The sequence below is a fragment of the Myxococcus sp. CA051A genome (assembly GCF_013336705.1).
Taxonomy (GTDB): Bacteria; Myxococcota; Myxococcia; order Myxococcales; family Myxococcaceae; genus Myxococcus; species Myxococcus llanfairpwllgwyngyllgogerychwyrndrobwllllantysiliogogogochensis.
This window is the reverse complement of record NZ_JABUMS010000002.1, coordinates 205,435-223,217: the sequence shown is the minus strand read 5'-3', so window position 1 is coordinate 223,217 and position 17,783 is coordinate 205,435. Positions and strand designations below refer to the sequence as shown.

At 67.8% G+C, this 17,783-nt stretch carries 13 protein-coding genes; 6 read left to right on the top strand and 7 right to left on the bottom strand.

Features of this window, described 5'->3' with window-relative positions:
* Nucleotides 1-11: 11 nt before the first annotated feature.
* Nucleotides 12-2,441, top strand: a complete 2,430-nt coding sequence (locus tag HUA74_RS06365; protein WP_174453822.1) for an ABC transporter permease — start codon at nt 12-14, stop codon at nt 2,439-2,441.
* 296 nt (nt 2,442-2,737) lie between these two features.
* Nucleotides 2,738-4,018: a hypothetical protein gene (locus HUA74_RS06360; protein ID WP_174468831.1), complete on the top strand. Its 1,281-nt coding sequence runs from the start codon at nt 2,738-2,740 to the stop codon at nt 4,016-4,018.
* A gap of 174 nt (nt 4,019-4,192) precedes the next feature.
* On the opposite strand, the gene HUA74_RS06355 is transcribed toward HUA74_RS06360, so the two are convergent.
* The gene (locus HUA74_RS06355) at nt 4,193-7,501 is read right to left on the bottom strand and encodes an RCC1 repeat-containing protein (protein WP_174453820.1); all 3,309 of its coding nucleotides are present in this window, start codon (nt 7,499-7,501) and stop codon (nt 4,193-4,195) included.
* Between the two features lie 240 nt (nt 7,502-7,741).
* Here HUA74_RS06355 and HUA74_RS06350 point away from each other — a divergent pair, with 240 nt between their 5' ends.
* Entirely contained in the window at nt 7,742-8,842 is a 1,101-nt protein-coding gene (locus HUA74_RS06350; protein WP_174453819.1) for an alkene reductase, read from the top strand.
* A 60-nt stretch (nt 8,843-8,902) separates the two neighbouring features.
* On the opposite strand, the gene HUA74_RS06345 is transcribed toward HUA74_RS06350, so the two are convergent.
* Nucleotides 8,903-10,033 carry a hypothetical protein gene (locus HUA74_RS06345; protein ID WP_174453818.1) on the bottom strand — a complete coding sequence of 377 codons (1,131 nt, stop codon included), beginning with the start codon at nt 10,031-10,033 and terminating at the stop codon, nt 8,903-8,905.
* Between the two features lie 193 nt (nt 10,034-10,226).
* Here HUA74_RS06345 and HUA74_RS06340 point away from each other — a divergent pair, with 193 nt between their 5' ends.
* Nucleotides 10,227-10,844 carry a hypothetical protein gene (locus HUA74_RS06340; protein WP_174453817.1) on the top strand — a complete coding sequence of 206 codons (618 nt, stop codon included), beginning with the start codon at nt 10,227-10,229 and terminating at the stop codon, nt 10,842-10,844.
* A 71-nt stretch (nt 10,845-10,915) separates the two neighbouring features.
* Here the strand turns inward: HUA74_RS06340 and HUA74_RS06335 are convergent, their stop codons facing one another.
* From HUA74_RS06335 to HUA74_RS06320, 4 genes are read right to left on the bottom strand one after another with little or no spacing between them, the layout of a single operon-like run.
* Nucleotides 10,916-11,662 carry an SMI1/KNR4 family protein gene (locus HUA74_RS06335; protein ID WP_254624953.1) on the bottom strand — a complete coding sequence of 249 codons (747 nt, stop codon included), beginning with the start codon at nt 11,660-11,662 and terminating at the stop codon, nt 10,916-10,918.
* Entirely contained in the window at nt 11,641-12,822 is a 1,182-nt protein-coding gene (locus HUA74_RS06330) for a PAAR-like domain-containing protein (protein ID WP_174453816.1), read from the bottom strand. The genes HUA74_RS06335 and HUA74_RS06330 overlap by 22 nt, the downstream gene beginning before the upstream one ends.
* Nucleotides 12,823-12,834: 12 nt before the next feature.
* On the bottom strand, nt 12,835-13,884 hold the full coding sequence (locus tag HUA74_RS06325; RefSeq protein ID WP_174453815.1) for a hypothetical protein: 1,050 nt from the start codon (nt 13,882-13,884) through the stop codon (nt 12,835-12,837).
* The gene (locus tag HUA74_RS06320; RefSeq protein WP_254624952.1) at nt 13,881-14,879 is read right to left on the bottom strand and encodes a DUF2169 domain-containing protein; all 999 of its coding nucleotides are present in this window, start codon (nt 14,877-14,879) and stop codon (nt 13,881-13,883) included. The genes HUA74_RS06325 and HUA74_RS06320 overlap by 4 nt, the downstream gene beginning before the upstream one ends.
* 239 nt (nt 14,880-15,118) lie before the next feature.
* Here HUA74_RS06320 and HUA74_RS06315 point away from each other — a divergent pair, with 239 nt between their 5' ends.
* Complete coding sequence (locus HUA74_RS06315; RefSeq protein WP_174453813.1) at nt 15,119-15,808, top strand: hypothetical protein; 690 nt, start codon at nt 15,119-15,121, stop codon at nt 15,806-15,808.
* A gap of 7 nt (nt 15,809-15,815) precedes the next feature.
* Here the strand turns inward: HUA74_RS06315 and HUA74_RS06310 are convergent, their stop codons facing one another.
* Complete coding sequence (locus HUA74_RS06310) at nt 15,816-17,252, bottom strand: PLP-dependent aminotransferase family protein (RefSeq protein WP_141640384.1); 1,437 nt, start codon at nt 17,250-17,252, stop codon at nt 15,816-15,818.
* A gap of 198 nt (nt 17,253-17,450) precedes the next feature.
* On the opposite strand from HUA74_RS06310, the gene HUA74_RS06305 reads away from it, so the two are divergent.
* Entirely contained in the window at nt 17,451-17,783 is a 333-nt protein-coding gene (locus tag HUA74_RS06305; protein ID WP_254624189.1) for a DUF2917 domain-containing protein, read from the top strand.

Below are 17,783 nucleotides of genomic sequence, written 5' to 3'. Positions count from 1 at the left end.
TGAGGTGGAGCATGCCCTCTTTCATCCAGGACCTGCGCCACGGCGCCCGCTCGCTGCGTCGCAGCCCCGGCTTCACGCTGGCGACGGTGCTGGCGCTGGCGCTCGGCATCGGCGCGAACACCATGCTCTTCAGCGTGGTGAGCGCGCTCCTGCTGCGCCCGCTTCCCCTCCCTGGAGCGGACAAGCTGCTGTCGGTGTGGGGGCAGGATACGCAGCGGACGGACCGGAACACGGGCCTGTCGCGGCTCGACGCGGAGGACCTGCGCCAGAAGGTTAAGTCCTTCGACGGCTTCGTGGCCTTCGACGTCAATGGCGTCACGCTCACCGGTCCGAACCTGGAGCCCGAGCGGGTGGAGGCCGCGGCGGTGTCGGAGGACTTCTTCCGCGTGGCGGGGGTGAAGCCCCTGCTCGGTCGGGTGCTCATCGACGAGGAGTTCCTACCCAACGGCGCACGCGCGGTGGTGATTTCGCACGGGCTGTGGAAGCGCCGCTTCGGGGCGGACCCGCGCGTCCTGGAGCGCATGGTGGAGATGGAGGGAAACGCCTACCAGGTCGTCGGGGTGATGCCGCAGGGGTTCGACTTTCCGAGGGAGGGCGCCAGCGAGCCGCTGGGGCTCTGGGCCTCGCTGGCCTCGCAGGACTTCATCCGTGACAACTGGGACAGCCGAGGCACGCACCTGCTCGTGGGCATGGCGCGGCTGGCGCCCGGAGCGACGGTGGAGCAGGCGAACGCGGAGGCTCGCTCGGTGATGGCGGCGCTGACGCAGGCGTATCCGGACTCCAACCAGCGCACGAGCGCGACGGTGATGGGCTTGCAGGCGCGGCTGTCCCAGGACACGCGCCGTCCCGCGCTGCTGCTTCTGGGTGCGGTGTCGTTGTTGCTGCTCATCGCCTGCGTCAACGTGGCGCAGTTGCTGCTGGCGCGCGCGCTGGCTCGGCAGCAGGAGTTCGCGGTGCGCACGGCGCTGGGAGCGGGTCGGCTCGCGTTGGCGCGGCAGTTGTTGGCGGAGGGCTCGTTGCTGGCCGTCACGGGCGGAGTGTTGGGATTGCTGTTGGGAACCTGGGGCACGGATGCGCTGAGCGCGCTCCTGCCCGAGTCCGTGCAGCAGGTGCAGACGGTGAGCGTGGACGGACTGGCGCTCGTGTATACGGCGGGGTTGGTGCTCGCGGTGGCGTTGTTGTGCGGGTTGGCGCCGCTGGGCACGGCGGTGAAGGCGAGCCTCGGCGGTCTGCTCCAGAGCACACGTGGCACGAGCGCTAGCAAGTCCGCGTTGCGCTGGCGCGCCGTGCTGGTGTCCACGCAGGTGGCGCTCGCGTTGGTGTTGCTGGTGGGGGCGGGGTTGTTGGTGCGCAGCGCGCAGCGACTGGCGGCGGTGGACCCGGGCTATCGGTCCGAGAACGTGACGCTGATGCGGTACAACCTCCCGGCGGCGCGCTACACGGGCGAGACGATGGCGACCTTCTACGCGCGCTTGCTGGAGCGGGTGCGCGCGCAGGCGGGCGTGGAGGCGGCGGCGCATGTGACGCCGGGCGTGGTGACGGGCGGAGGCATCAGCCTGACGATGGACATCCCGGGTCGGCCCACGGCACCGGGCGAGCAGCAGGACACGAGCTACCGGGCGATGAGCGACGGGGCCTTCGCGACGCTGGGGATTCAGCTGAAGCGGGGCCGGGACTTCACGACTCAGGACACGTTGACGTCGCCGCCGGTGGTGGTGGTGAACGAGTCCTTCGCGCGGCGCTTCTTCCCTGGGGAGGAGGTGCTCGGCAAGCGGGTCATGATTGGTTACGGCGACAAGGTGGAGCGCGAGGTGGTGGGGGTGGTGGGAGACGTGCGAGGGCGGGCGCTGGACAGTCCGGCGGAGCCGGAGCTCTACGCGCCGCTGGGGCAGACGCCGTGGCCGGGGACGACGCTGATGGTGCGCAGCCGCCTGCCGATGGAGAGCGTGGCGGCGGCGGTGAAGGCGGAGATGGCGCAGCTCGACTCGCAGTTGTCGATGCGCAAGCCCACGACGCTGGAGGCGAACCTGGAGCGCTCGGTGGCGGACCGGAACTTCCAGCGGGTGTTGCTCCTGGCCTTCGCGGTGTCGGCGGTGGCGCTGGCGTCGCTGGGTATCTACGGGTTGATGGCGTACAGCGTGGCGCAGCGCAGGCGGGAGCTGGGCATCCGGCTGGCGCTGGGAGCGATGCCGGCGGACGTGGTGCGGCTGGTGATGAAGCAGGCGCTGCGGATGTGCGCGGTGGGCCTGGGTGTGGGATTGCTGCTGGCGCTGGCGATGTCCCAGGTGCTGGAGGGCATGCTGTACGACGTGAGCGCGACGGACCCGCTGACCTTCCTGGCGGTGCCGGTGCTCCTGCTCACCGTGGTGGCGCTGGCCAGTTGGCTGCCCGCGCGCCGGGCCTCGAAGGTGTCGCCCGGCGTGGCGATGTCCGCGGACTGAGGCGCTGACCTGACGGCTCGAGGCTCTCCACCCCGCGGGCCGAGGTGGACCCCGCGCCGACCTGAGAGGAAACATCGTTCCATCAGGTGCGAGCCCGGGCGACAGCGGCTCACCATCGGGTTGTCATCTTTCAGTCCGGCCACGCTCAGCACTGCGCCGGCTCCTCCTGGATTCCCCACGGTGGGAAGTCATTTTCCCACCCCCGTCGGGCATACGCCTTGCTGTGCATCTGGCGGCAGCGAGATGCCCTGGGAGGGTGGATGCGCGGTGGGTGGCGATGGGCGACGGCAGTGGGCATGGCGGTGTTCCTCGGCGCATGCGGTGACTCCTCCGACGCGGACGACATCGATTCGCCTGATGGCCCGGGCCCCTGGCCCACGGACGCGGTGAAGGACTACGCGGCGTCGTTTGGCATTGGCGCCGGTGTCCAGAGCATCGGCGTCGACGAAGGGCACAACATCTGGCTGCTGAAGGGCGCGGAGATTGGCGTGCTGCGTCCCGGCGACACGGCCCCCACGTGGACGCGCGGCGTCGGACAGGCAGCGGAGGGCTTCGGTCGGGACAAGAAGGCGCTCGGCGCCACCGTCATCTGCGGTGGCGAGGCGGGGCGCGCCTACGTGGGCTACCACACCTACGAGCTTCAGCCCGAGGTGCCGGAAAAGCCCCACGCATACATTCCCCTGGAGGGAGAGCCTCACTACTCCGCGGAGCGCTTCGCGGAGTACCAGAAGGGTGACCTGGACGCGGTGCGCCTGGGGTCCGACGGCAAGGTGGAGTTGGAGGAGCACCTGTGGCGCAGCGCGGGCGTATCCGGCGGCAAGCAGCAGCTCGGCCTCCGCAACACCAATGACTTCCACTACGACGAGGACCGCTCGGTCCTCACCTGTCAGCGGGTGATGCGCGGGAGGGACCGGGGAGATGTCTACATCGGCACCAACCACGGCGTGACGCTGATTCGCGGCCTCACTTACAACAGCCACCGTCACGCGGCCTGGTATCGCGAGACACCGCGCGAGGACGGCAGCGTGTCCCAGTCGCTCCAGGCGGGCTTCAACTGGGGGCTCGGACTTGGCCCCGACGGTGAAGTGCTGGTGGCCAATGACTGGCTGGTGGGCATCCTCGAGCCCAATGGCGTGCTGGAGGACTTCGACAAGGAGCGCACCTGGGAGGGCCCGGTGCCCTGGAGCTACAAGGGACACAACTCTCAGCTCAACAGCCTGGAGGAGTTCGACCACTGGCGCGCCGTTGCTCGCACGAAGGCGGGTGCCACCTGGGTGGGCAGTCGCGACTTCGGCCTGTGGCGCATGGAGCAGACGGACCGCTCCAGTGCGAACTACACGCGCATCACCGCCCTGCCCTCCGACAACGTGACGGCGCTGGCGGCCACCGACGAGGGCATCGTCTACGTGGGCACCGATGACGAGGGCCTGTGGCGCATCGAAGAGGACGGCGAGACGCTCACCCGCGTGGACTCCGTGAATGGAAAGCAGGTGCTCCAGCTCGTGTACGACCCCACCGTGGCACCCGCCATGCTCTACGTCCTGACCGACGCGGGCCTCACTGTGTTGCGGGAGTAGCGAGACGACCTCCGACCTTCCCTTGCAAGGCATCGCGCCACGGGCAATGCAGCCAGGTCCCCTCCAGGCGAAATCAAGCAAGGCTTCAATCGGGACCAGAGCAAGTCGGCGAGCCACACCAGCCGCACCACCGCGCCGCGCGTCTTGCAATGACGCGCGACGCGGCGTGAAGACTCACCAGACCTGCACGGGAGCGGCCCGGATGAGTGACAATCCGGTGCCAAGCTGTCCATTGGCGCTACCGCCCCAGGACCAGAGGCTCCGGTCCGCGAGGATGGCGTGGGAATGGTCTCCTCCGGCGGCGACCGCCACGGCGGTACCGAGCGCGCTCACTCGCGCGGGCAGGAGCTTCGACGTGGACGGGACGCCATCTCCCAGCTGTCCCTGCTCATTGCGTCCCCAGGACCAGACCAGTCCTCCCACCGTGATGGCGAGGTTGTGATTCACACCCGCCGCGATGGACAACACTCCAGTCAGCACCTTCGTCTGGACGGGGATGAGCTTGCCGACCGTGGTGCCCTCCCCCACCTCTCCGTAGGAGTTGGAGCCCCACCCCCACACCGTCCCGTCGGACTTCAAGGCCAGGACATGGCTATTTCCCGCCGACACGGCGGTGATGCCCGTGAGCCCCGGCACCTGGACGGGCAGCGAACGCGGCACCGTGGAGTTGATCCCCAACTGCCCCTGACTGTTGGCGCCCCAGGTCCACACCGTCCCGTTCGCCCTCAAGGCCACCGAAAAAGAGTTCCCCGCCGCGATGGCAGTCACCTGCGTCAGCCCCTGCACCTGGACCGGCTGGGAGCGCAGGGTCTGCGTCCCGTCCCCCAGCTCTCCATATCCATTGCCCCCCCAGGCCCACACCGTCCCATCTTCCGCCAGGGCCATGCTGTGCGCGGACCCCGTGGAGATGGACAGAAACCGGGTCGAGGGCATCACCTGCACGGGATTGAAGCGCTGGGTCCGCGTCCCGTCTCCCAAGGTTCCACTCGAGTTCGACCCCCAGGCCCACGCCGTTCCGTCTGACTTCAACGCCAGCGCATGGGAATACGCCATGGAGACAGCCACCATCCCCGTCAGCCCAGGCACCTCGATGGGCTCCGGCCGGGTGAATCTGCTTCCGTCCCCCAACTGCCCCCACGTGTTCACGCCCCAGGTCTGGACCTTGCCGTCCGGAGTCAATCCCATCGAGACCTGAGTGGCCGCGGCCACCCCACGCGAGCGAAGCACCAACGAGGGAACAGGGCTCGCCTTCCTGTCGGTCACCCCATCACCAATCTGGCCGTAATAGTTGTGCCCCCAGGACCACAGCGTCCCGTCGTCCTTCATCACCAGGGCATGCGTCCCGCCCGCCATCAGGGACCGGACATTGGACACCCCCGGAACCTGCGCGGGCAGCGGCCGCGACGCGGAGACGCCCCCGCCCAGTTGCCCGAGCGAGTTCCCGCCCCACGTCCACACCGTCCCGTCCGCCTTCAGCGCCGAGGAGAACGCCCCATTCGCGGACACGGCGACCACCCCCGACAGCCCCACCACCTGGGCCGGCGCCATCCGCGACACGAAGGTGCCATCCCCCAGCTGCCCGGAATCGTTGTTGCCCCAGGCCCAGACCGTTCCATCCGCCTTCAGCGCCACGGAGTGGCTGTTGCCGCCCCCCACGGCCACCACGTCCGCGAGCCCCTGCACCTGCGTCGGGGCCACCAGACCCGGTCCAATCGGCTCCTCGGGGTCCAGCTCCATCGGGAGCGTGCTGTTATAGCCCCACGTCCAGACCGTGCCGTCGGACTTCACGGCCAACGAATGCGCCTCACCCGCGGCGATTGAAACGATGCCCAACAGCCCCGGGACATAGGTGGGCAGGGTCCGGTTGAGTGCCGTCCCATCGCCCAACTGTCCGGCGGAGTTCGCACCCCAGGACCACACCGTGCCGTCCGCCTTCAACGCCAGGGAATGACGGATGCCGGTGGCCACGGCCACGGCCACCAGAGGGCCTGGGACCTGGACCGGGAGCTTTCGCCAGGTCGTCGTCCCATCTCCGACGGAGCCGTAGCCGTTGTAACCCCAGGACCACACCGTGCCGTCTTCCCTGAGGACCACCGAATGCACTCCTCCGGCGGCGACCGAGCCCACCAGGGGCAGCCCCGGAAGCGTGACCTTGATGGGCCCCCAGCGCGACTCGGTCGACCCATCACCCATCTGCCCATACAGATTGCTGCCCCAGGACCAGACAGTGCCGTCCGCCTTCAACGCCAGGGAATGGCTCTGCCCCCCCGAGGCCTCGACTCGCTCCAGCCACGCGCGCGTCGCGATGGGCACCGACTTCATCAGATACGTCCCGTCGCCCACCTGCCCGTCGCTGTTCGAACCCCAGGCCCAGACTTCGCCGCTCGCCTTCACCGCCACCGAGTGCTGTCCACCGCCCGCCGACACGCCTCGGACCTGCGTGAGGCCTGGCACCTGCACGGGCGACAGCCGCTGGAGCATCGTCCCATCACCCAGCTGCGACCTCGCGTTGCTGCCCCACGCCCACACCGTCCCATCCCCCTTCAGCGCCACGGTGTGCTGCCCGCCGCCCACCACCGCCTCGACACCGCTCAGCGCCGGAACCTGCGTGGGCACGAGGCTCACGCCCGTCGACCCCAGGCCGAGCTGGCCTTCGTCGTTCTTGCCCCAGGTCCACACCGTGCCGTCCACTCTCAGCGCCACCGTGTGCGAGCCTCCGCCCGACACGGACGTCAGGCCCGTCAGGCCCGGGAGCGCCGCGGGCAGGGTGCGGCCCGTGAGGTCTCCGGTCCCCAGCTGTCCGTCCGCGTTGCCGCCCCAGGACCAGACGCGCCCATCCGCGGTCAGCGCCAGTGAATGGACATTGCCCGCGGAGATGGCCATCACCCCGGACAGGCCCTGCACCTGCACGGGCGACGTCCTTCGCGTCGTCGTCCCATCCCCCAGCTGTCCCGTCGCGTTGTTGCCCCACGCCCACACCGTTCCATCCGACTTCAGGACCAGGGAGTGGGAGAAGCCCGCGGCGATGGCCACGCCGTTCGTCAGTCCAGGCACGGGCACGGGCACGTGACGCGAAGTCATACTCCCATCCCCGAGCTGTCCACTCATGTTGTTGCCCCACGCCCACACCGTCCCATCCGACTTCAGCGCCAGCGAATGCAGCTCACCCGCGCCGAGCGCCCGGATGTCGAACAAGCGCCACACCCGCACGGGAAACGGACGCGAGCGCGTCGTGCCATTGCCCAGTTGTCCGAAGGTATTGCCACCCCAGGACCACACCGTCCCATCCGAGCGCAGGGCCAGGGAGTGGTTGCGCCCCGCCAGCACCGTTCCCTGACGAGAGAAGCCCTCCGCGGCGCGCGCGGAGGCGGGCTCGGGTGTCGTCTCCTCCGGAGCACTTCCTGTGCATCCCCCCATCCACAGCGCGCACAGCAACCCGCACCACGCCGCGATGCCAGACATCCGTCTCGTGCCACGATTCATGAGTGAGTCCCCCTTTTCAAAACAGCTCGGGAACCAAGCACCCGTGAGGACAAAGAACAAGACCCCGAATGTCTCTCACGGCCTCACGGGCGTGAAAAACGTCTCGGGACTGGCTGACACGTGTGTCTCGGTTGCATCCAACCGCCAGGTCAATGGAGACCTCCAGGTTGGGGGTTCGTGTGGTGACGGGAAACGCAGGCCGTTACGCTGCGCCTCCCCTCCTCCCCTCACGACACGACCATGCCTACTCTCTTCGACCCCATCACCGCGGGCGACCTGCGGCTCGCCAACCGAATCGTCATGGCGCCGCTGACGCGCAACCGCTCGCCTGGTGCCATCCCTCCGGACCTCGCCGCCACCTACTACGCCCAGCGCGCCTCCGCCGGGCTGCTCATCAGCGAGGCGACCGCCATCAGCCACCAGGCGCAGGGCTACGCCGACGTGCCCGGCCTGTACGCCCCCGAGCAGCTCGCCGCGTGGAAGAAAGTCACCCACGCCGTGCACGAGGCAGGGGGCCGCATCGTCACCCAGCTCTGGCATGTGGGGCGCGTATCCCACACGGAGCTTCAGCCGGGCAACGCAGCGCCCGTGGCTCCCTCGGCCGTCGTCGCCAACACCCGGACCGTGTTGTTCAGGAACGGAGTCCCCACGTTCGAGCCGACCTCCGTTCCTCGCGCGCTGGAGGTGGCGGAGCTCCCCGGCATCGTTCGTGATTACGCGCGCGCCGCGCGCGACGCCGTGGAGGTCGCGGGCTTCGATGGGGTGGAGATTCATGGCGCCAACGGCTACCTGCTCGACCAGTTCCTCAAGACGGGCTCCAACCAGCGCACGGACGACTACGGCGGAAGCATCGAGAACCGGGCGCGCCTGATGCTGGAGGTCACGCGCGCGGTGATTGACGCCGTGGGGGCCGGACGCACGGGCATCCGCCTGTCCCCCGTCACCACCGCCAACGACGCGTTCGACGCCAACCCGCAGCCGCTCTTCGAGTCCGTCGTGCAGGAGCTGGCGAAGCTCGGCCTCGCCTACGTCCACATCATCGAGGGGGCCACCGGGGGAGCGCGTGAGCTGGCGGACCGTCCGTTCGACTATGCAGCGCTGAAGAAGGCGTATCGCGACGCGGGCGGAAAGGCGGCGTGGATGGTCAACAACAGCTACGACGGGGAGCTCGCGCGCAAGGCCGTCGAGGCGGGCGCGGACCTCGTCTCCTTCGGCCGCTTGTACATCTCCAATCCGGACCTCGTGCGCCGGTTGCGTGAGAACGCGCCCCTGGCCCGGCTCGACAAGACGACGCTCTACGGCGGCGGAGCCAAGGGCTACATCGACTATCCCAGCCTCTGACCTGGGGCGGGGCAGCGCCACTGCCAGATATCGGCGTGGCCTTCACCCTCTCCATCCGACTCAGGGTGCGCGAAGCTCCACCTGCGAGGACTGTTTGCCCAGCCATTCACCTCGCAGGTGGTTGTTGCCAACCTCCAGTCGCAGACTCGCCACCGGGGTGCCGTCCGCATCCTGCTCCTGCAGGTCGAGCTTCCCGCCTTCTTCCTGGCCGTTCAGCTCAATCCGCTTGCGATATTTCTCGTAGAAGTACACGCCGGACACCGAGTCGGCGGACTGCTTCTCCAGCACCATGACAATCGGCTGCTTGCCGACACGACCGCGCAGCACCTGACCCAAGACATCGCCTGACAACGCCTGGCCTTCACCCAGCAGCACGCTCTTGCCATAGGCCGTCAGATGCGGACGCAGGGTGGCGTACGGCAGTGACAGGCTGACACCGCCTACGTCGTCGAGCGCGCGCGAGGCGTGGTTGCTGCAGCGCTCCGCCGTCAGAACGGCTACCTCCGCATTGAACTCCCAGCGCTCATCGAAGGAGGTCCTGGCGGACGCTGCCTCTGCATCCTGCGCATTGCTTGCCAGACACTCGCGATTGAGGGCGATGCGCGCCTCCAGGTCGTCAAGCGTCTCGCTATCAGCTTTCTGCTTGCGTGACGCCTTCAGCTCCTTCTCATGCTTCGCCATCTGCGCCCGGTAGACGCGCTGTTTTTCTTTCTGCATGCGTTTGCTCAGCGCCTGCACTCCGACACGGGTGAACAACTCCTGCGGATTGAGCAGGCGGCCGGTCCGTGTGTCGAAGCTGAAGGCGACATGGTCCGTCTCGCAGTAGGCGCCGCAGACTTCGGCCTTGAATCCAATCGTGAGCAGCCGCGCATCGTTGCGCTTCACTCCGAATTCCTGACCGGCCAGGCCCGCCAGGTCGAGTTCCTGAGCTGGCAGTCGAGGTTCCGCCTTGGCTGGCGCCAGCGCCTTGAACCGGGCGATGAACAGGCGGTCATTGATATTGGCGGCCACCTCCGGCTTGTCGTGGGTGATGAACGGCATCTGGATGACGTCCTGCGGATAGGGGTGCTCCGCATCCGGCTTGGGGATGACCGTGAGTGTCGTCACCTTCAGGTCGGCCGCCTGGGTACCGCCCGCGAGCAGCGTGGCCAGAAGAGGGAGCAGCGCGAGACGTACAGGAAGACGGTTCATCAGGAATCCTTGGACATGACGACGACGTCGGCATCCTGCCGCATGGAGCAGCCGAAGAGCAGCCCATGCACCACGTCGTGGACTCGCGCCTGGCGTTATTGCAGGCTTCACTCGTAGGCCGTGCGGGATATGACACTCCGACGGCCCTGCACGGCTTCACAACCGCCGTACCCACTCGACCCGGAGGACCTCCATGCCCCGTTCCGCTTCCGCGCTGCTTGCCCTGGGACTGCTGCCTTTCGCCCTGACCGCCTGTGGTTCCGCCGAGGAGCCCACCCTCGGTGACGACGCCCTGGGTGAGGCCGAGCAGACCGTCTGCACCCCGAACATGTCCGTCACCTTCGGAACGGCCGACAACTTCGGCGGAGGACCGGACCCGTTGCCCTACGCCCCCACGGCGATGCCCGAGTTCGTCACCTACCTCGCGGCCAACGGCATTCCGGCCAGCCAGCTCAAGACGCTGGATGACGCCACCTCCAACCGTCATACCGTGGCCACGCTGCGGCACGGACTTCGGAGCTGTTTCACCCAGACACCGTTCTGCACGCTGACGCTCTGCGCCTATTCCCGGGCGCTTCCGACGACCCCTCAGAACGACACCATCACCGTGCACGATACGGACTTTGGCACCTACAGCTTCCCCATCATCGCCAACACGGCCGTGACGCCCGCGCTGACCCCGACGTGGAACCCGGGCAACACCGCCTTCCTGTGCATGCCGCTCCCCATCACCTCGGTGGGCGACATGCTGCAGTTCCGCATGCAGAACGAGTCCATGGTGGACTTCATCCGCATCAACCTGAACTGCTGAACGCCGTGAGTCGGATGGAGACCTGACGGCCCGCGGAGCAGCCCTCCGCGGGCACGACCCAGGCGGAATGCTCAAGCCTGTTTCTTCATCTGAATCTCCACGACGCGCGCTGATGCGAGCTCCCCCAGAATCCTCCGCAGGCTTCCGGGGTTGTTGCCGCCGAGGTCGAAAGCCCGCCGGTTCCCGGTTCCTGCTCTCGGCGTGCCCATGCACACCATGACCGCGTCAGGCCGCTCATACAGTCTGCAGAACGGGCCCGTGGGAATTGGTTGGTCGAATCCAAGACTGCTCATCACGGGGTCGAGGTTCATCAAGAAGTCTGGGGTGTCGCCCTTGAGGCTGCCGCTGCTGGTGTGCGGTGCCCTGTCGATGCGAAACAAGGAGAGCGCTCCCCACGCGAGCATCTCCCTCAGCGTCTCGAATGCGTCGGTCAGTTCCTTGCCGCGAGCTTCACGCGACGTGACCATGGCATCGTTTCGTACAGGCGCCTTGAAGTCGTAGAAGAGATGCAGCGGCATCATCTCATCGGACTCGTAGGCGATGAGCAGAAAGCGGGGATCGGGCTTGACGAGCGCCTGGGCGTAGCACGCCAACACGCGCTCGGCCGAGAAATCCAGGGTGGGGTAGGCCAGGGGTCCCATGCTCTGTCCCATGTGACCCAGGAACCAGCGATAGAATGGAGGCAGGGGACGGCCGGCAATCCGCTCGACCTTCTCAATCGTGGAAGGACTGGCGCCCCGCCACTGCTCCGCGAGCCCAGGGACGGTCCGCAGCAGCAGGCTCTCCAGTTGGGGCTCTACTCCTTCGTGTGTCGGCATTGCCTCTCCTGGACTTCCGGGCAGATCATCATGGGGAGGAGGACACAGCAGGTGCCGCACGGCGGAACCGTCTTCCCATGCGCGAATGGACCTGCGACCACCGTACCGCTCGCCCGGTCCCGGAACTTGATCTTCCCTCGGGTCGGTCTGCCTTCGGGATGGAACCACTGCTCGGTGATGCCGGCAGGGAAGGCCTCGTCCTCCAGCACGAGCAGAAGCGCTTTAGGAGCAGCACAGCGTCCTGGAGGGTATGCGGCCGGTAGCTGCTGATTGCGACGGAACTTCTGGTACTCCTTGCCGGCGTCCACCCAGACGGTCTTCACTTCGTCCGCGCGCTGCTTGAACCGTCGTTTGAGGAACTTGAAGACGCCATTTTCCGTAGCAACACCGTCAGCGTCGTTCTCGGCGTCAGCGTCCTCTCCCTCCTCCTCTTCGTGCTCCTCGTCCTTCTTCGGGGTCTGGGCGTGGTGCCACCCAAGCGCTTCGGCGCTGACACAGAAATCATTGTCAGTCTCACCCGAACGCTCAGCGTAGTGCTTCGCCTTGCACTTGCACTGGACGACCCCGAGCATCGTGGCATGCGGGTACTTCTTCGCGGCGAGCTTCTTGGCCAGCCGCTCGGCGTTGACCTTGGTCGCCTGGGTCTCCTTGATGGAGCCCTGCTTGCCATGCGACTTCTTGCACAGCGTGCACTTGTCATCTCCGGTGACGAAGATGACTGACCCGGAGTCCTGGACCACCCCCAGCATCGTCGCCGCGTTGGCGGGGCTTCCGCTCGGCCCGCCGTTGTTGAGCATGGGGTCGCCGAGCAACTGAACGTTCTTCCCTTCGAACTTCACGTCCATGGCTCCGGGACCCACGAAGCTGGTGGGACCCTGCACGTTGGCGGAGACAATTCCGCCGCCAGTCCCCTTGCTCGCGACGTCCCCCATGGAACCGAAGGTCGCTCCCTCGATGGCGACCTTCTTGCCCGCGATGGTGACCGTCTTGGTGTACTTCTTTGGATCCTGTCCACTCTTGCCGATGTTGGGCAGCGGCGTCGGTACGAACGGCGCCGGAGGCCCCGGCATCTTGCAGACATTGGGCAGCGTCGCCGCGGCGATGCCAGTGCTGCCTTCCGTCACGGGTGTCTTCGGTGCGTTGACTGAGACCTTCGGCATGGATGTGAGTCCCTAGGATATCCGTGGTTCCTGCAGCAACATCGCCCCACGCAGGCCGCCATCCGAGCCTGCTATCACCATGGCTCGTGGGCCTCGCGCATAGCCCCGGGCGAATGCCCGGACCGCCAGGACACCCCCGAGCACTCCGGAGGCGGCACCGACGTCGCCCCAGCAACGGCTCGGAGCCTTGTAGCCGGTGGACCTCCAGACCGATGGCGTCCGCAGCACGACAAAGCCCCACTCCTCGCTTCGGTAACGCTCGCCATTGATGTCCGTATACAGGTCGTCGACCCCTTCGCGCGGCAACTCGAGTCCCGTGATGGCTCCCTCGACTGCTTGAGTCAGTCCGATGCCAAACGAGCCCGTGTTGCTCTCGCGAAGCTGGTGCTCCCGCGCGGTGTACGCCCTCCGCACGACGGCCAGCAGTGGCAGCCCCAGGCGGCGCCGCGGCCCGGCGCGCATCAGCGCCAGACAGCCACCGCCCTCTCCGGGCGTGAAGCCACCGCGAATACCCGGCTGCGCGAACCGGCGGGCCTGCTCAAGCCAGAGGAACGTCTCCGTGTGGAGGTAGCTTTCGGCGCCCGCAATCAAGAACAGGTCGTCTCTGCCATCAGCACACTCTCTCAGGGCCTGCTCCACCGCCCGCAGCGCCCCCGCATGGCCGCATCCGGCGAGCGCGACGTGCGCGACGGCACGCTTTCCGCGATAGCGGGCCTCCACGGCGCTGACCAGCCAGTCCGCGTCCTCCTCCGAGAACCCGGGGCGGGCCTCCGGGCACGACAACAGCACCCTGAGCCGGCTCCGTTGGAGCGCATCAGGGCCCAGCTTGGCCTCGACCTCATCCAGCGCACTCTCAAGAAGCAGAAGGATCCGCTCCCGCCCCTCCAGCTTCGGGTCGAGCAGCCCATCCGAGGCAATCACCACGGGCTCGCCCTGGGCATCGGCGAAGGGGTATTCAGCGCAGCGGGAAATGCCAGCACGCACGGCCGCGGCGCTGCCCTCCGCGGTAACCCCCACGGGGGTCCGTGCACCGAGCGCCACGACGTCGAGGGATGCGCTCACGTCTCCAACTCCGCGATTTCCGTCTCGTCGAGATAGTCCGCATCCGGCGCGGGGACACACAGCGTACCCTGCCATACCATCGAGAGGCGCCTGGCTTCAGGCTCCACGAGGACCGTGGTCAGTCGCGCACCGTGTTCCTCGCTCCTCCGTCCCACGTGCGTGACGAAGCCGAGTGAGATGCGAGGCAGTTCGAAGCGCAGGATGCCTTCGGGCGTCATGTTCACCAACTCGACCCGCTCGCCTCCATTGAGCGTTCCATCGAACCGCTGATCATCGGGGGCGCTCAGCGCGAATGCAGCGTCGTAGTCGTCAGGGAGCAGGGGCTTCTTTGTGCGCGCCCACCGGGCGTCATACGTCCCCGCGAGCTTGCGTCGCGGCATCCAGGCAGGGTCGATAGGACCGAACCCCGCGGGGCCGTGCGCCGCTGGGTCGCCTTTGGGATGCTCGATGGTGTGGGCCGGTTTGCCCGCCAGATGGGCATTGCGTATCGCGAAGCCACACCCGATGGGATTCCGCTCATCGAGCCGATGCTTGCTCGGGTCGGAGTCGGTCAGGTCGCGCCCCCCGAATGCGCCTTCATAGCGAATGGGGCTCGTGATGAAGGGCTGGGGCCTGCTCATCACCACCCTGAGCAACCCCCGTGAGAAAGTACGCGGTCCATGCACGAGCAGGACCTTGTGGAGCGGTCCGAGGCGAAGTGCCACAGGCACCGTCTCCGCGGGCTTGCCGCGTGGTGCATGTGCGCAGCCGTCGAGTAGCACCTCCGTTCCCGGCTTCGCCGCCAACAGGTCCGAGTCGTAACGCAAGCTCGACTGGCCGGGCTCTCCAAAGTACTCAGGCATCAGCACAGGAGGAGGCTGCTCGTCCGCCAGGACAAGCCGACCGTCAGGAGCGACGCTGAAAGTCGCCTTCACCGCGACGACCCACCAATGGAGTCCGTCCTTGTCCCGCGTCCAGTTGCGCTCCGCCGCATAGGGTGTCCGATTCTTGAGCATCCACATAAGTCAGCCCAGCACCAGCCCATGGGTAGTCGCCTTCAATGACTCGCACCGAGGAGGCTATTTGCGAAGCAAGCGAGGGACAAATCCTCACGACAGAAGATGTGGCATTCCAGTCGAAAACGTCCAATAGGCTCTACGGCAACTCGGTCCGCTCGCGGCCCAGCGGATTGCCGCACCCCTTTCCTCCCACTGAACCCCGCGCGACCCGCCATGAGGCGGTGTACACAGAGGCCATGCGTGCCCCTGTCTCCTTCTTCCTGACTCCCCCCGAGGGACTCGCCGGTGTGCTGACTCCCACGCGACTCGCGGCCATGCGCGCCACGGTGGCCGAGGGCCTGGAGGACCCCGAGGAGGACGATGACGACGTCCTGCTCCTGGAGCTGATGGACCACCTGTCCCGGCACGGCGCGGACACCGTGACCCGGCTTCCCGAGCGGCTCGAGGATGGCGTCTGGGACCTGCTCGACGTGCTCGCCGACGAACTCGTCCACCTGGACGAGGACACACGAGGGGAGCCCCTGGAGCTGGCCACGCAGCTCCATCCCAGCGAGTACGACCTCCAGGCGGCGGAGGCGGTCGTCGGCACATCCTGCCCGGAGCCCATCCAGCGACTCTGGCGCTTCACCGTCTCGGGCCGCATGCCCGGAAAGGATGGCCCCATGGGCCGTGGCTTCAAGCGCGTGTACCCGGCCCTCGGCTTCTGGACGGGCTCCGAGGTCCGCCAGCTTCGCGAGGGCCTGCGCGAGCACCTCGCCGGCGCCCCCGACTACAAGCCCCTCCTCCGCTCCGCCCGCATGAGCGCCTGGTTTCAGCGCAAGCTGTCCCTCGCGCGACGCGGCGACCCGGCACGCGCGCTCGACGCGGCCACGCACGCCCTGGACAAGGCCTCCCGCCAGGGCATGGGCCTCCTCTTCATTCGCTGAAGCCCCGTCACGCGAGGCTGCGCGCCAGGCTCCCCAGCGTGGACACCGCCGCTTCGACTCGCGGCGTCCACGGCTGCCCACAGCTCAGTCGGATGAAGTTCCGATACGAGTCCGGCCGCGCGGAGAAGATGGGCCCGGGCGCGATGCTGATGCCCGCCTCGATGGCGCGCTCATGCAGCGCCAGTGAGTCCACCTTGGGCGGCAGCTCCACCCACAACAACGAGCCCCCCGACGGCCGAGCCACCCGCGTCCCCTCCGGGAAATACTCCGCCACGCCCCCAGCCATGCTCTCCACCTGGGACATGAGATGGCGGCGCAGCGAGCGCAGGTGCCGGTCATATCCGCCCTCTTCCAGGAACCGCGCAATCGCGAGCGGAGGCAACGACGCCGTGGCAATCGTGTGCGAGAACTTCAGCAACTCCACCCGCTCGCGGAACCGTCCCGGCGCCACGTACCCCACGCGGAACCCCGGCGCGAGCGTCTTCGAGAACGAGCCACACAGCAGCACGTTCCCCGACGTGTCGAAGGACTTGCACGTGCGCGGGCGCTCCGCATCGAAGTGCAGGTCTCCATACAAGTCATCCTCGATGAGCGGAACGCCCCGCGCCTCCAGCATCGCCACCAACCGACGACGCCGCGCCTCCGGCATGCAACTGCCCACCGGATTGCTGAAGCTCGGCACCACCAGCACCGCCGCCACGCGCCGCCGCTCCAGCGCCGCCTCCAACGCATCCAGCTCCATCCCATGTCGCGGCGAGCACGGAATCTCCAGCGCCTTCAGCCCCAGCGACTCGATGGCCTGCAACGTGCCGTAGTACGCGGGAGACTCAATCGCGATGGTGTCCCCCGTGCGCGCCACGGCGAGCAGGCACAGGTGAATCGCCTCCGCCGCGCCACAGGTGATGATGAAGTCCTCGGGCGCCAGCGCCCCACCCCAGTCGAGCGAGCGCCGCGCCAGTTGCTGCCGAAGCTCCGGGCACCCCGGCGGCGCGTCGTACAGCACCCCCACGTCACCGGCCTCGCGCGTGAGCGCGTTCAGCTCCCGGTACAGCCTGCGCGTGGGCAACAGCTCCGGCGCGGGCCACGCCCCACCGAGCTGGACGATGCGAGGGTCCCTCATCGCCTGGTACACGCGGGACACCAGCCCGCTGATGGTGACAGGCGTGGCGCTCGTCGCGGGCCGGGACACCTGCGGCTCGGCGAGACGCGGGCGCTCGCGGCGACGCACGTAGTGGCCCGACTGCGGCCGCGTCTCGATGAGCCCCACCGACTCCAGGTGCAGATACGCCTGGAGCACCGTGGAGACGCTCACCCGCTCACGCAGGCTGAGCTGGCGCACCGAGGGAAGCCGGTCCCCCGCTCGCAGCGTCCCCGCGGCGATGGCCTCCTCCAGTCGCTCGGCCACCTGCTCGTACAGCTTCGGTTTGTGTGCCAGCGCGCCCATGCCACCTCCGTCGAGATGCCGTCCCGGGACCTGTATCGGTACCGGGCCCGACGCCCGCTGCCCAGATACACCTGACCGCATGTCGGACCGGTACAGTTTCCCACCCCGGGACTGTACTGGTCACAATGACAATCGGCTGCATCTGTTCTGTTCCCGCGACAGGGCGCATGTTGCGACGCGCAAGGAGGTCATGGAGCCATGGAGTCGATGTTCGCTCTGACGCGGCGGAGCTGGTGGAGCACGCTGTGGAGTCACTTGAAGCCGGAAGCACACCCGGAAGCGGAGTCGGGCTGCTTCGGACTGTTCCAGGGCGCGCTCTGGAGTCGGCGCGTGCGAGGAACCGAGGGCCTGACGCTCACCTGCACCGAGGGTCGGCTCTGGCTCACGCTCGACGCGGACCCGACGGACTACGTGCTGGAGCCCGGCGCCACGCTGCGCCTGGAGCAGGCAGGCCACATCGTGGTGCAGGCCCTGAGGCCGGCGCGCTTCCGCCTGACGAAGGGCGCGCACCCGCCTCCCTGTCCCTCGTGA

Excerpts from the sequence above, each read along its gene's own strand:
- HUA74_RS06335 (WP_254624953.1), bottom strand. The coding sequence starts at position 11,662 with ATGCCGACACACGAAGGAGTAGAGCCCCAACTGGAGAGCCTGCTGCTG.
- HUA74_RS06355 (WP_174453820.1), bottom strand. The coding sequence starts at position 7,501 with ATGAATCGTGGCACGAGACGGATGTCTGGCATCGCGGCGTGGTGCGGG.
- HUA74_RS06350 (WP_174453819.1), top strand. The coding sequence starts at position 7,742 with ATGCCTACTCTCTTCGACCCCATCACCGCGGGCGACCTGCGGCTCGCC.
- HUA74_RS06330 (WP_174453816.1), bottom strand. The coding sequence starts at position 12,822 with ATGCCGAAGGTCTCAGTCAACGCACCGAAGACACCCGTGACGGAAGGC.
- HUA74_RS06320 (WP_254624952.1), bottom strand. The coding sequence starts at position 14,879 with ATGCTCAAGAATCGGACACCCTATGCGGCGGAGCGCAACTGGACGCGG.
- HUA74_RS06315 (WP_174453813.1), top strand. The coding sequence starts at position 15,119 with ATGCGTGCCCCTGTCTCCTTCTTCCTGACTCCCCCCGAGGGACTCGCC.
- HUA74_RS06365 (WP_174453822.1), top strand. The coding sequence starts at position 12 with ATGCCCTCTTTCATCCAGGACCTGCGCCACGGCGCCCGCTCGCTGCGT.
- HUA74_RS06360 (WP_174468831.1), top strand. The coding sequence starts at position 2,738 with ATGGCGGTGTTCCTCGGCGCATGCGGTGACTCCTCCGACGCGGACGAC.
- HUA74_RS06305 (WP_254624189.1), top strand. The coding sequence starts at position 17,451 with ATGGAGTCGATGTTCGCTCTGACGCGGCGGAGCTGGTGGAGCACGCTG.
- HUA74_RS06345 (WP_174453818.1), bottom strand. The coding sequence starts at position 10,033 with ATGAACCGTCTTCCTGTACGTCTCGCGCTGCTCCCTCTTCTGGCCACG.
- HUA74_RS06310 (WP_141640384.1), bottom strand. The coding sequence starts at position 17,252 with ATGGGCGCGCTGGCACACAAACCGAAGCTGTACGAGCAGGTGGCCGAG.
- HUA74_RS06340 (WP_174453817.1), top strand. The coding sequence starts at position 10,227 with ATGCCCCGTTCCGCTTCCGCGCTGCTTGCCCTGGGACTGCTGCCTTTC.